Here is a 13022-nt window from a genome sequence, read left to right on the forward strand (position 1 = left end):
CGGTAGTGGTGCGCCATGGTGGGGCATGCACGCGGCGGCCGCCAGTGGCCGCCGCAACTGCCTGGTTGTCGGGTTGATGCGCCGGCGACGGCGGAGGTTCCCGCCGCCGTTTTGTCCCGCGCGGCCGCTCCGCCATACTTGGCGGATGGACGCCCTCGAAGACACCGAGTCCGACGACGTCGGCGCCTTGCTCGGTGCCGAGGGGCCGTTCGCGCGCGAGCTGCCGGATTTCGCGCCGCGGCTGGCGCAACAGGCGATGGCGCGGGCGGTGCAGCAGGCCATCGCCGGGCGCGACACGCTGATCGCCGAGGCCGGCACCGGCACCGGCAAGACCTACGCCTACCTGGTGCCGGCGCTGCTCTCGGGCGAGCGCGTGATCATCTCCACCGGCACCAAGGCGCTGCAGGACCAGCTGTATTTCCGCGACCTGCCGAAGGTGCGCTCGGTGCTGGGCGCACGCTTGAAGACGGCGCTGCTGAAAGGCCGCGCGAACTACCTGTGCCTGTACCGGCTCGACCAGACCGTGCGCGATGGCGGCAGCCTGGAGCGTACGCAAGCGGCGCAGCTGGCGACGATCCGCGCCTGGTCCGCGCGTACCCGCCGCGGCGACCGCATGGAGCTGGCCGAGGTGCCGGAGGAATCGCCGCTGTGGCCGCGGGTCACCTCCACCGCGGAAAACTGCCTCGGCGTGGAGTGCCCGTTCTACGACGACTGCCACGTGTTCAAGGCGCGTCGCGAGGCGATGGAGGCCGACGTGGTGGTGGTCAACCATCACCTGCTGTTCGCCGACCTGGCGCTGAAGCAGGAAGGCTTCGGCGAGATCCTTCCGGGCGCGGCGGCCTTCATCCTCGACGAGGCGCACCAGATCCCCGAACTGGCCGGGCAGTTCTTCTCGCAGAGTCTCAGTGCGCGCCAGCTCACCGACATGGCGCAGGACACGCTGGCCGAATGCAGCGGCGTCACTGGTGCGATCGGCCTGCTGCTGGAACCGGTCGAGGCCTTGCAGGATGCGTTGCGCAAGCTGCGCCTGGCGATGGAGCCGCTGCCCGCGCGCGGCGCGTTCGCCCTGCTGGAGGATCGCGCCGAAGTGCGCGCGGCGCTGCACGAGTTGGGCGAGCTGCTGGCCACGCTGGCCGAACTGCTGGCCTCGCAGGCCGAGCGCTCGCGCGGCTTCGCCAACCTGCACGAGCGCGCCGGGCTGTTCGCCGAACGGCTGCAGCGCATCGTCGAAACGCACGGCGACCAGGACGTACGCTGGTACGAAACCTTTCCACGCGGCTTCGCGCTGTATGCCACGCCGCTGGATCTCGCCGCGCCGATGCGCGGCCTGCGCGAACGCACCCAGGCGGCGTGGGTGCACACCTCGGCCACGCTGTCGGTGGCCGGCAACTTCGACCATTTCGCGCGCCAGCTCGGCCTGGACGAGCCGCAGACGCTCTGCCTGGAAAGCCCGTTCGACTACGCGCGCCAGGCGCTGTGCTACCTGCCGTCGGGTCTACCCGATCCGAACGCGCGCGATTACACCGACAAGGTGATCGATACCGTGCTGCCGGTGCTGCAGGCCTCCAATGGCCGCGCGTTTTTGCTGTTCACCTCGCACCGCGCGCTGCGTCGTGCGGCCGAACTGCTGCAGGACAAGGTGCCGTGGCCGCTGTTCGTGCAGGGCAGCGCGCCGCGGCCGCGGCTGCTGGAGGAGTTCCGCGCCAGCGGCCATGGCGTGCTGCTCGGCGCGGCGAGTTTCTGGGAAGGCGTCGACGTGGTCGGCGAGGCGCTCAGCCTGGTGGTGATCGACAAGCTGCCGTTCGCCGCACCCGACGATCCGGTGCTGATGGCGCGCCTCGCCGCGCTGGAACAATCCGGCATCAATCCCTTCATGGGCTGGCAGGTACCGAGTGCGGTGATCGCACTGAAGCAGGGCGCCGGCCGGCTGATCCGCAGCATGCACGACCGCGGCGTGCTGGTGCTGTGCGACCCGCGGCTCACCACCAAGGGCTACGGCAAGCTCTTCCTCGCCAGCGTCCCTCCGATGCCGCGCACGCGCGAACTGGCGGACGTGCAAGCCTTCTTCGATGATGCGGGGAAAAACCGGTAGGGGCCTGCTGGCGGGGGATGCCTTGAGGACCGGGATGACCAGACGTTCGTCTGTTGAAAGACGGGATTCGGGATTCGCAGGATCAAAGGCGTCGAGCTGTGGCAGCCACCGGCGTAGCGCAGCGGTGTGACGGGTTCAGGCTGCCGCGACCTCGACCGTCACGTGCACCAGTTCCTCGTGGATGGCCAGCTGCCGGCGCACATCCTCGGCGCTGATGGCCGTGCTGGCCACCAGTCCCAGGATGCAGGCATAGCTGTCGCGGCCGACGCGCCACACGTGCAGGTCGCTGATGGCCGCCGTGGCGAACTTCTCCCGCACCACGTCGCGGATCTCCTCGACCACCGGCTGGTCCATTTCGGCATCCAGCAGGATCCTGCCGGACTCGCGCAGCAGCCCCCAGGACCAGCGCGCCACCAGCACCGAACCGACGATGCCCATCACCGGGTCCAGCCAGGCGGCGCCATAAAGCTTGCCGCCGACCAGCGCAACGATGGCGAGTACCGAAGTCGCCGCATCGGCGATGACGTGCAGGTAGGCCGCACGCAGGTTCACATCGTGATGGTGGCCATCGTGTCCGTGGTGGCGATGTCCGTGACCGTGCCCATGGTCGTGTCCATGCGCATGCCCGTGCCCATGGTGGTGCTCGCCCTTCAGCAACCACGCGCACAGCAGGTTGACGCCCAGGCCGAGCACCGCGATCAGGATGGCGTCGTCGTAGTGGATCGTCGCCGGCACGAACAGCCGTTCCAGCGACTGCACCATCATCAGTGCGGCGACCACCGCCAGCAGCAGGGCGCTGCTGTAGCCGCCGAGGATCTCGATCTTCCACGTGCCGAAGGCGAAGCGGCCGTCCTGCGCGTAGCGCCGGGCGAACACATAGGCCATCACCGAAAGGCCCATCGCCAGGGCGTGCGAGCTCATGTGCCAGCCGTCGGCCAGCAGGGCCATCGAGTTCAGCCAGTAACCGCCGGCGATCTCCACCACCATCATCGCCGCGGTGATGAACACCACGCGCCGGGTGTTGCGCTCCGCCTTCGCATCGACGTGGTTGAACTGGTGACTGTGGATGAAGGCTGAGACGTCGGGGGCGGGCATGGCGGAGTTCCGTGGTTATATACTCCCCCATAGTATAAGACCGGCAGGCCGTCGCCATGTCCCACGTGCAGGAAAACCGCAAGAAACTGGTCACCCGCGTGCGCCGCATCGGCGGCCAGTTGGCTTCGCTGGAACGCGCCATCGACGGCGACGAGGAATGCGGCGCGGTGCTGCAGCAGCTGGCCGCCGTGCGCGGCGCGGTCAACGGCCTGATCCTGCAGGTGATGGAAGGCCACCTGCGCGCGCATGTGGCCGAGAGCGGCAACGCGAAGCAGCAGGACGAGCTGCTGCCGGTGCTCGGCGTGCTGAGGAGCTACCTCAAGTAGCGGGAACCAAGGCGCTCAAAGTGAAGAGTGGTCGATCGCCTTCGGCGACCGAGTCACTCTCTCCTTGCGTGCTTAAGGAGAAAGAGCGGGGCGGGTTCACTATGGTCAGGCGGGAAGTCAGCCTGATCCCGCTATTGTCCCTGTTGTCGCGAATCGCCTGCTCGAAGCCCAGGCACGAACCCGGAAGACGACGCATGTCCGTTGAACGAGATGACCACGCCGGCAACTGGTTCCAGGCCGGCGGACAGAACTATGCAAGGTTCCGCCCGGAATACCCGCCCGCGCTGGTCGCCTTCCTGGCGGGTGCCTCGGCCGATACGCGCTTCGCCGTCGACGTCGGCTGTGGCTCCGGCCAGTTGGCGGCACAGCTGGGCGCGCATTTCGACAGCGTACTTGGCCTCGACCCCAGCGCCGACCAGATCGTGCATGCGCCCGTCACCGAACGCGTGCGGTATGCCCAGGCGCCCGCCGAACACCTGCCGGTGCCCGACCGCAGCGCGAGTCTGGTGGCGGCCGCGCAGGCCGCGCACTGGTTCGACCTTCCCGCGTTCTATGCCGAAGTCAGGCGCATCGCCAAGGCGGGTGCCCTGCTGGCGCTCGTCAGTTACGGCGTGCCGAAGCTGGACGAAGCACTGGATGAGCGCTTCCTGCACTTTTATCGGGACGAAATCGGTCCGTTCTGGCCACCGGAACGGCAGCTGGTTGACCGTGGCTACGCGGACCTCGATTTTCCTTTCGCGGAGTTCCCGCCGCCCGCGATGGCGATTCGGAAGGCGTGGTCGCTCGCCGAGCTCATGGGCTACATCTCGACCTGGTCGGCCGTGAAACACGCCTTGGAGCAAGGCCACGGCCGGGTGATCGAGTGTTTCGCGACGAATCTGGCCGCATGCTGGGGGGACCCGGAAACGAAACGGCCGGTGACCTGGCCCATCAACATGCGCACCGGAATCGTATGAGTCCGGGCCATGACATCCCGGCGCTGGCACCGGGCCGGGCGGTCAGGCCCGGCAGGCCGTGACCATTCGCCAGGCGGTGCCGCAATTGGGGCCTGACTGGCCCGGCTTTGTGGGCATGCCGCCAGTCTTTCCCCCCCATGCTGGTCGGCTTCATCGAACCGACCGACTCGTCCCTCACCGTCATTCCGGCGAAGGCCGGAATCGCACTTGTAACCAGGCCCATCGCACGCGCGGACGGCGAAGCAAAAAGGACATCGCCCAACACGATGCTTTGCTGCCTCGCTGAAGTGCGATTCCGGCCTTCGCCGGAATGACGATGGGAAGGGTGTTCGAAATTCTGGAGCCGCGGGCCTCCCAAAGTATTCCGGATGGCAGTGAGCGGAAACCGGGATCCAGCGTCTTGACCACGCTCAGCCAGACAAGCCGGTCGCGCTGAGCGTGGCTTGCTATGGCAAGCGAAGTCGAAGCACCCGCCAGCGATCGCGCTTCGACTTCGGCGCTTCCGGCTGCGCCAGGGCGAACGGTGGGGCTGGATCCCTCCATGCTCCAAGGTCAATCGGGCGCGCGGCGGGTAGTCCACCCCGGCACCGCCAGCGCCTCCACCAGGAAATCCACCAGCCGCCGCGTCTTGATCGGCAGGTGCTTGCGTGAGGGATAAACTGCATGGATGCCGAGCGTCATCGCGCGGTACGTCGGCATCAGTTCGACCAGGTCACCGCGGCGCAGGTCGTCGGCGACGATGAAATCCGGCTGCAGGATGACGCCCTGATGCTCCAGCGCGGCAACGCGGCAGGTGTCGCCGTTGTTGGCGTGGATGCGGGCACGGGTGCGCACGACGGTGGGGCTGCCGTCGGGTGCGGTGAAGGTCCACTCGTCCCTGGCGGCGAAGTAGCTGTAAGAGATGACCTCGTGCTGCGCCAGTTCCTGCGGGTGCTGCGGCGTGCCGTGCTGCGCCAGGTAGGGCGGTGACGCACAGGCGATCATGCGCGTCGACGCAAGTTGCCGGCTGACCAGCTGCGAGCTGGGCAGGTTGGTGATGCGTACCGCCAGGTCGTAACCCTCCTCGACCAGGTCGACGACGCGATCGCTCAGTTCGATGTCCAGCGACACTTTCGGGTACAGCTGCGCGAAGCGCGGCCACAGCGGGGCCAGCTGCAACACGCCGAAGCTGAGTGGCGCATTGATGCGCAGCCGCCCGCTGGGCTCGCCGCTGCGCGAGCTGATTTCCGATTCCGCCTCGTCGACCGCGGCCAGCATTTCCTTTGAGCGGGCGTAGAACAGCTGCCCATCGTCGGTCAGCGACAGCCGCCGCGTGGTCCGCTGCAGCAGGCGGGCGCCCAGGCGCTGTTCCAGTTCGGCGACGTGGCGCGACACCGCGGCCTTGGACAGCCCGGTCACGTCCGCAGCGCCGACGAAGCTGCCGGCCTCGACCACGGCGACGAAGCTGGCCATTTCCTGGAATTTATCCATGACGGCATCCTTTGTCTCGATTTCCGAAACAGTAAGTCAACCGAAGGCTAATTTATCATCACGCGGACGATCAATAGAGTGCTCCCCATGCCCGGATGCTCCGGGCACCCCACGGAGACTTCCATGAACATCACCCTGATCGGCACCGGCAACATGGGCTCGGCCCTTGCCAAGCAACTCACCCGCGCCGGCCACGCCGTGCGCATCACCGCGCGCGACCTGGCCAAGGCGCAGGCGCTGGCCGCCGCCAACCCAGGCGCCGTGGCCACGGTCCCCGCCGAGGCGCTGGCCGGTTCGGATGTCGTCATCGTCGCTACCGGTTACGCCGACGCGGTGCCGGCGCTGCGCTCGCTGGGTTCGCTGGCGGGCAAGGTGGTCATCGACATCACCAATCCGCTAACCGCCGACTACATGGGCCTGACCCTCGGCTACGACACCTCGGCCGCCGAGGAGATCGCCAAGGCCGTGCCCGAAGCCGAGGTGGTCAAGGCGTTCAACACGCTGTTCGCCCAGGTGCTGGCCGACGGCCCGAAGTTTGCCGATGGCCAGATCGCCCCGGCGTTCTTCGCCGGCGACAGCGAACGGGCGAAGCAGACCGCGAAGGCACTGATCGAAAGCCTCGGCTTCGCGGCGGTCGACGCCGGTCCGCTGAAGAACGCGCGCTACCTCGAGCCGCTGGGCGGACTGAACATCTACTTCGGCTACGGCGCCGGCCTCGGCACGTCGATCGCGCCGACCTGGATCAGCAAGGCCTGACGCGCTTCGCGTCGACCATTCTTCTCCTCTCTCCAAGGAATCCACATGAACGCTTCACTGACATTGTTCGGCCGGGTCGGCCTCTCGCTCATCTTCATCATTTCCGGCTGGGGCAAGATCGCCGCTTACGCAGGCACCCAGCAATACATGGCATCCGCCGGTTTGCCGGGCAGCCTGCTGCCGCTGGTGATCGCGCTGGAACTCGGCGGCGGCCTGGCCGTCCTCACCGGTGCATTCACGCGCTGGATCGCGCTGGCGCTCGCCGCGTTCTCGCTGGCCAGTGCCGCACTGTTCCACGCCCACCTCGGCGACGCCGCGCAGGCGATCAACTTCTGGAAGAACGTGGCGATGGCCGGCGGCTTCCTGATGCTCGCCGCCAACGGTGCCGGCACGCTCAGCCTCGACCATGCGTGGAACAAGCGCCGCAACGCCTGACTTCCAACCTGCCGTTCAACGCAGCGGGCGCAGCAGCGCCCGCTGCCCTTTTCAGGAATCGCCATGACCGCTCCCTCGATCTTCATCTCCCACGGCTCGCCGATGTTCGCGCAGGAACCGGGCGTGCTCGGCCCGAACCTGCGCGCCATCGGCCAGTGGCTGCATGGCGTCAGTGCCGTGCTGGTGGTGTCGCCGCACTGGCAGACGCGGGGCGTGCGCGTCGGCAGCACTGCCGCGCCGGAAACGATCCACGACTTCGGTGGCTTCCCGCCACCGCTGTATCAATTGCAGTACCCCGCGCCAGGCGCGCCGGGGTTGGCGCAGGACGCCGCGCAGCTGCTGGCGCAAGCGGGCTTCGACGTCGCGCTCGACGAACGCCGCGGCCTCGACCACGGTGCCTGGGTGCCGCTGCGCTACCTGTTTCCGCAGGCCGACGTGCCGGTGTTCCAGGTGTCGCTGCCGCAGAACATCGATGCGGCCGGCGCGTTGCGGCTGGGCCAGGCCCTGGCGCCGCTGCGTGAGCGCGGCGTGCTGGTGATCGGTTCGGGCAGCCTCACCCACAACCTGTACGAATTCCGCCAGGCCATCCGCAACCCGGAGTACGCGCAGCAATTCGTCGACTGGGTTCGTGCTGCGGTGGCGGCACGCGACGTCGCCGCACTAGTCGATTACCGTCACCGCGCGCCGCATGCCGAGCGCGCGCATCCGACCGAGGAGCATTACTTGCCGTTGCTGGTAGCCGTGGGCGCCAGCGCCGGCACCGACGCGTCGCGCCTGGTCGAAGGCGGCATGACCTACGGCGTGCTGTCGATGGATTCGTTCGCGTTCGGGTTGCCGGACGCGGCCCCAACCCCGCTGGAGCATGCCGCATGAAAAGCCTGTCGCCGCTGTCGGTCGATCCCGCCTTCGCCCTGGCGTTCCGCACGCTGCATCCGGTGCCGTCGAAACCGACGTCGCTGCTGGTGCTGCTGCACGGCGTGGGCGGCAACGAGGGCAACCTCGCCGCCCTCGGCGCCGAGGCCAGCGGCAACGCGCTGGTGGTGCTGCCGCGCGGTCCGGTCGCGCTGGGGCCGCAGGCGTTCGGCTGGTTCCGCGTCGCCTTCACCGGCAACGGTCCGCAGATCGTGGAAGCCGAGGCCGACGCCAGTCGTCGCACGCTGATCGACTTCATCGGACAACTGCAGCAGGCGCATGGTATCGACGCGGCGCATACCGTCGTCGTCGGCTTCAGCCAGGGCGGCATCCTCAGCGCCAGCGTGGCGTTGACCGCGCCCGAACGCGTCGCCGCGTTCGCCATACTGGCCGGCCGCATCCTGCCGGAACTCGAACCGCAGCTGGCCGATGTGCAACGCCTGTCCGCGCTGCGCGGCTACATCGCGCATGGCACGCACGACGACAAACTCCCGGTGAGCTGGGCGCAGCGGGCCAGCGACTGGCTCGATCGCCTCGGCGTCGCGCACGAGACGAAGCTCTATCCGACCGGGCACGAACTGGGCATGGCGATGCGCGCCGATTTCCTCGCCTGGCTGGCCCGGGGCGATCAGCGCTGGAACCGGCCCGACGGGGTGCCATGAGCCCGAAGAACGGGATCAGGCCTGGTCAGGTTCACCTGGTCAAAACCGGTTGCTGGACGAGAGTCCGTGTCAGCTGCCGGTCGACATCGCCCGCAATCGCTCCGCAGTATCCGCATCAGCGGGCACGAATGCCTCCAGCGCCAGTTCGGCGAGCGTGATGTCGACCGGGCTGCCAAAGACGGTGGTGGTGCTCAGCATGTTGAGCACATGACCGTTCACTTCCAGTTGCATCGGCACGGCGATGGCGGAGGCCGCAACCGTGTTGGCCGGGTCGGCATCCGGAGCGGGCAGGGCCTGCAGTTCGTGCAGCAGGGCCATCAACTGCGGATCCTGGCTGGCGTCGATCTGCTGGCGCAGCCGGTGCAGCAGGTGGGCGCGCCACTGGGCCAGATTGCGGATGCGTGGGGCGAGGCCGGCGGGGTGCAAGCTCAGGCGCAGCACGTTGATCGGCGGCTGCAGCAATTCGGGGGCGACGCCGGTGAGTAGCCGCAAGGTGGCCTGGTTGCTGGTGACGAGTTGCCAGTAGCGGTCGACCGCCAGTGCGGGACAGGGCTCCAGGCCCTGCAGCAGCAGATCGATAGTGTGACGCGCCGTGGCGAGCGCGGGATCGTCCAGCGCGCGCTCCCTGAATGCGGCGGCGAAGCCGGCGGCGGCCAGCAGGGTGTTGCGTTCGCGCAGCGGTACCTCGAGGTATTCGGCCAGATGCAGGATCATGTCGCGGCTCGGCTGTGCACGGCCGGATTCGACGAAGCTCAGGTGGCGGGTGGAGATCTCCGCGCCGGTCGCAAGGTCGAGCTGGCTCAGCCGGCGATGGCGTCGCCATTCGCGCAGCAGGTCACCGACCGGGCGGGCGCTTTCGGTGCGTTGTGCTTTCATCGCGGGAATGATGCCAGTCGCACCCGCCTGGCGGTACTGGCGGTCATGTCGTGGATCGCGCATCGGCATGCGCTGGCGCGGCGGGGCGCCAGGATAAAGACGTGGATGCCGCCGGCCGCGAAGGTGCTCATGACGGATGTCCCTGCGGCGTCGCGTCATGCCGGTGTGGCGGACGGCGATCGGTGATGGAAGGGCGCCGACTGACGGGGCCGCCCCAGGTGGATCAGGCGGCCATCGGCACCTTGTCGAGGAAGCCGTGCACCTGTCGGATGCGGCCGTAGTCAAGCACCACCACGTCGAAGCCGATCACCAGCGGATCGGCCGCACCGGGTTCGGCCAGATGCCAGTGGAAGCGCGCGATGTCATGGTGTGCGTCGACCTCGCCGGCAAGGCGAAAGAGGTGGCCGGGGAACATGTTCTGCACGGCGGCGATGGTGGCGTCGATCGCCTCCCACCCGCGCGCCTCGACCATCGGATCGACGTAGGCGGCGTGTTCGGCGTAGACGTCCTCGATCAACGTGCGGCGGCGCAGCGGATCGGTTTCGTTCCAGCCCTGCAGGTACTTCTCGATGAGTTGACGGGTGGCGGTCATGGCGTGTGCTCCTTCGCGGTGGGTGTGGACGCAGCTTGCAGGCAGCACGGCGACGAGGCGATTACCTTGCAGGTAATGGGATGACGGTACTCAGTCCAGAGGTATGCCGAAGCGCTCGTTCCGCGGCAGGTAGTGATGCTCGGGATCGAGCGAGACGACGACATGGTGCGCGCAGCCGACGATCGTGCTGCGCGCTCCTGGGCGGCTTGCGAATCCAGCACCACGATGTCGCCGCGCTGCGGATCGGCCAGATGCAGCAGCGAGACGTGGGTCAGCGGAAGGCGCACGTCGCGGGCCAGCTTGTCGACCAGGATGCGGTCGCCGATGCGGATGGTCGGCTGCATCGAGCCGGTCGGCACCACGTTCCGGTCGGCTACCGCGCTGCGGAATACGACCATGCACAGCATGAAGGCGATGAAGCCGCGGTTGCGGAGCAGGAACTTCGCGATCGTGCGCATGGCATTTCCCAGGGCTGGATGACTCGTCCCGTCAGGGACCTCGCCGATGATGCGAAGTGTCACCATCATCGGCGTGCCATCTTGCAGCCCTTTGGCGGCCTGCCACTGCCCGCAGCGGCACCGTTGCAACTGTTCTGATCGACCCTCCAATCCCGGGAGGACGAGATGATGCAATGGACACAGACAGTCATCGCCAAGGTAATGGGCGTCGGTGTGCTGGCGTTATTGATGACGATACCGTTGCTGCAGGTGCGCGGCCTGGTCAGCGAACGCCAGCAGTTGCGCGAAGGTGCGATCACGCAGATCGCGCAAGGGTGGGGCGGCAAGCAGGTGCTGGGCGGACCAGTGCTGGTGGTGCCCACGTTGCAACAGGTGGCGGTGGCGCAGGGCCAACCGCCGCAGTGGCGTGCCGGCAGCGAAAGCCTGCTGGCCGACGCGCTGAAGCTGGACGTGGCGATGGCCGTGACCACGCGCAGCTACGGCATCTATGCCGCGCCGGTGTTCGTCGCCACGGTGAAGCTCGGTGCGCAGTTCCGCGCGCAGGACATCGCCCAATATCGCCGCGCCAGCAATGCGACGTGGCAGGGCGGCAAGGCCGAGCTGCGGCTGCCGGTCGGCGACCTGCGCGGCTTGCAGGAGGTCACCGGGCTGCGCATCAACGGCCAGCCGGCACGCTTCGAATCGTCGGCCGACCGACTTGGCAGCTGGCCGAACGTGGTGGTGCCGATCGACCTGGATGCGCTGGGCGAGCAGCCGATCGACGTGCAGATCGGCCTGAAGCTGGCCGGCACCGAGGCGCTGCAACTGCTGCCGCTGGCGCGCAGCACCGACGTGACGATGCGCGCGCCGTGGCGCGATCCCGGCTTCATCGGCGCGGCGTTGCCGCTGGAGCGCAGCATCGACGGCCACGGCTTCAGCGCGCACTGGCACCTGCTCGATCTCAACCGCAGCTATGGCCAGCACTGGAATGATGCCGACAACATGCAGCCGGCACTGCAGGCCTCGACCTTTGGCGTGCAGCTGTACCAGCCGGTCGATGTGTACCAGCGCAATGTGCGGGCGGGGAAGTACGGGCTGCTGTTCATCGCGATGACCTTCGTCGCGTTCTTCCTGTTCGAGGTGCTCAAGCGGTTGCGCGTGCACCCGGTGCAGTACCTGCTGGTCGGCGCGGCGCTGGCCACGTTCTACGTGGTGCTGCTGGCGCTGTCCGAACAGATCGGTTTCGGTCCGGCGTATGCGCTGGCGGCCGTCGCGGTGGCCGTGCTGGTGGGTGGTTACGCGATGGCGGTGCTGCGCGCACGGCGCGCCGGCCTGCTGCTGGGCGGCGTGCTGGGGCTGATCTACGCGATGCTGTACGGGCTGATCGCGGCCGAGCAGTACGCGCTGCTGATCGGCGCGCTGGTGCTGCTGGCGATGGTCGGCCTGATGATGTATCTGACCCGCCGCATCGACTGGTACGCGTACGTGCCGAGCTCGGCCGAGCCGCCAGCCGCTATCATGGACAAACCATGAACCTGCTCGCGATCGAAACCGCCACCGAAGCCTGCTCCGTCGCCCTGATCCACGGCGACGAGCTGATTGCCCGCAGCGAGATCGCGCCACGCCGGCACACCGAACTGGTACTGCCGATGGCCGACGAACTGCTGGCCGAGGCGGGCATCGGCCGCCTCGCGCTGGACGCGATCGCGGTGGGCCGCGGTCCCGGCGCCTTTACCGGCGTACGTCTCGCGGTGTCGCTGGCGCAGGGCATGGCGCTGGCGCTGGACCTGCCGGTGATCACCGTCTCCTCGCTGGCCGCACTGGCGCTGGAAGCGCCGGAAGAAGAGGGTACCGCGATCCTCGCAGTGATTGACGCGCGCATGGGCGAGATCTACGCCGCCTGCTACCGCCGCGACGACGACGGCGGCCTGCTCACGCTGGACGACGAGCGCATCTGCACGGCAGAGACACTGGTGTTGCCTGAAGCCGGCGCCTGGCAGGTCGTCGGCAGCGGCTGGGCCACCTACGCCACCGCGTTGTCGCAGCGCCTCACCGGCGCCCTGCATTCCGCCGATGGCCTGCGCTACCCGCAGGCCGTGCACGTGGCCGAACTCGCTGCCCGCGAGTTCAAGGCCGGCCGCACACTGCCACCCGAGCAGGCCCTGCCGGTGTACCTGCGCGACAAGGTGGCGTTGACGCTGGTGGAGCAGGGCAAGGCGTGATTCATCACGCCGGCTTTCGGTCTGAGCTGGAATCGCACCTTGCCAGGTTACCGGCCCGGCTCCGGTGGCAGGCTTCACGACGGGTGTCCATTTGGCGGCTCTTGTCGATTTACCCCTTCCTCAATCGTCAGTAAGAAGTTGGGGCAATCCTGCTGCGGCTTGAATCCCAAAAGGTCAAAATAACCCCCGTC

Annotated in this window: 14 protein-coding genes; 9 read left to right on the forward strand and 5 right to left on the reverse strand. The window is 67.9% G+C overall.

Features of this window, described 5'->3' with window-relative positions:
• The first annotated feature begins 145 nt into the window (after nucleotides 1-145).
• Entirely contained in the window at nucleotides 146-2092 is a 1947-nt protein-coding gene (yoaA, locus tag UUA_RS02335) for a DNA repair helicase YoaA (RefSeq protein ID WP_008433930.1), read from the forward strand.
• Between the two features lie 135 nt (nucleotides 2093-2227).
• Here yoaA and dmeF read toward each other — a convergent pair whose 3' ends face one another.
• Nucleotides 2228-3187, reverse strand: a complete 960-nt coding sequence (gene dmeF, locus UUA_RS02340; RefSeq protein ID WP_008433933.1) for a CDF family Co(II)/Ni(II) efflux transporter DmeF — start codon at nucleotides 3185-3187, stop codon at nucleotides 2228-2230.
• Nucleotides 3188-3243: 56 nt separating this feature from the next.
• On the opposite strand from dmeF, the gene UUA_RS02345 reads away from it, so the two are divergent.
• Together UUA_RS02345 and UUA_RS02350 are read left to right on the forward strand one after the other, a co-directional pair.
• Nucleotides 3244-3513, forward strand: a complete 270-nt coding sequence (locus UUA_RS02345; protein ID WP_008433935.1) for a metal/formaldehyde-sensitive transcriptional repressor — start codon at nucleotides 3244-3246, stop codon at nucleotides 3511-3513.
• A gap of 194 nt (nucleotides 3514-3707) precedes the next feature.
• A complete protein-coding gene (locus UUA_RS02350) occupies nucleotides 3708-4469 on the forward strand; it encodes a class I SAM-dependent methyltransferase (RefSeq protein WP_008433937.1) in 762 nt (253 codons plus the stop codon).
• 552 nt (nucleotides 4470-5021) lie between these two features.
• Here the strand turns inward: UUA_RS02350 and UUA_RS02355 are convergent.
• Nucleotides 5022-5939: a LysR family transcriptional regulator gene (locus UUA_RS02355; protein ID WP_008433940.1), complete on the reverse strand. Its 918-nt coding sequence runs from the start codon at nucleotides 5937-5939 to the stop codon at nucleotides 5022-5024.
• A gap of 123 nt (nucleotides 5940-6062) precedes the next feature.
• Here UUA_RS02355 and UUA_RS02360 point away from each other — a divergent pair, with 123 nt between their 5' ends.
• The 4 genes from UUA_RS02360 (at nucleotide 6063) to UUA_RS02375 (ending at nucleotide 8704) form a co-directional block, all read left to right on the forward strand.
• A complete protein-coding gene (locus tag UUA_RS02360; RefSeq protein WP_008433941.1) occupies nucleotides 6063-6695 on the forward strand; it encodes an NADPH-dependent F420 reductase in 633 nt (210 codons plus the stop codon).
• A gap of 45 nt (nucleotides 6696-6740) precedes the next feature.
• Nucleotides 6741-7130 (forward strand): DoxX family protein, encoded by a 390-nt coding sequence (locus UUA_RS02365; protein WP_008433943.1) that lies wholly within the window; start codon nucleotides 6741-6743, stop codon nucleotides 7128-7130.
• Nucleotides 7131-7193: 63 nt separating this feature from the next.
• Nucleotides 7194-8003, forward strand: coding sequence for a dioxygenase family protein (locus UUA_RS02370; RefSeq protein ID WP_008433945.1), 810 nt, complete (start codon nucleotides 7194-7196; stop codon nucleotides 8001-8003).
• On the forward strand, nucleotides 8000-8704 hold the full coding sequence (locus tag UUA_RS02375) for an alpha/beta hydrolase (protein WP_008433947.1): 705 nt from the start codon (nucleotides 8000-8002) through the stop codon (nucleotides 8702-8704). The genes UUA_RS02370 and UUA_RS02375 overlap by 4 nt, the downstream gene beginning before the upstream one ends.
• A gap of 69 nt (nucleotides 8705-8773) precedes the next feature.
• On the opposite strand, the gene UUA_RS02380 is transcribed toward UUA_RS02375, so the two are convergent.
• From UUA_RS02380 to lepB, 3 genes are all read right to left on the reverse strand, one after another.
• Nucleotides 8774-9643: a helix-turn-helix domain-containing protein gene (locus UUA_RS02380; RefSeq protein ID WP_238532987.1), complete on the reverse strand. Its 870-nt coding sequence runs from the start codon at nucleotides 9641-9643 to the stop codon at nucleotides 8774-8776.
• Nucleotides 9644-9803: 160 nt separating this feature from the next.
• Nucleotides 9804-10172 carry a nuclear transport factor 2 family protein gene (locus UUA_RS02385; RefSeq protein ID WP_008433952.1) on the reverse strand — a complete coding sequence of 123 codons (369 nt, stop codon included), beginning with the start codon at nucleotides 10170-10172 and terminating at the stop codon, nucleotides 9804-9806.
• The gene (lepB, locus tag UUA_RS19195) at nucleotides 10169-10630 is read right to left on the reverse strand and encodes a signal peptidase I (protein WP_008433954.1); all 462 of its coding nucleotides are present in this window, start codon (nucleotides 10628-10630) and stop codon (nucleotides 10169-10171) included. The genes UUA_RS02385 and lepB overlap by 4 nt, the downstream gene beginning before the upstream one ends.
• A 165-nt stretch (nucleotides 10631-10795) precedes the next feature.
• On the opposite strand from lepB, the gene creD reads away from it, so the two are divergent.
• Entirely contained in the window at nucleotides 10796-12142 is a 1347-nt protein-coding gene (gene creD, locus UUA_RS02395; protein ID WP_039953432.1) for a cell envelope integrity protein CreD, read from the forward strand.
• The gene (gene tsaB / locus UUA_RS02400) at nucleotides 12139-12831 is read left to right on the forward strand and encodes a tRNA (adenosine(37)-N6)-threonylcarbamoyltransferase complex dimerization subunit type 1 TsaB (RefSeq protein WP_008433957.1); all 693 of its coding nucleotides are present in this window, start codon (nucleotides 12139-12141) and stop codon (nucleotides 12829-12831) included. Before creD ends, tsaB begins: the two co-directional genes overlap by 4 nt.
• Nucleotides 12832-13022 lie beyond the last annotated feature (191 nt).

The sequence above is a fragment of the Rhodanobacter thiooxydans LCS2 genome (assembly GCF_000264375.1).
Classification (GTDB): Bacteria; Pseudomonadota; Gammaproteobacteria; order Xanthomonadales; family Rhodanobacteraceae; genus Rhodanobacter; species Rhodanobacter thiooxydans.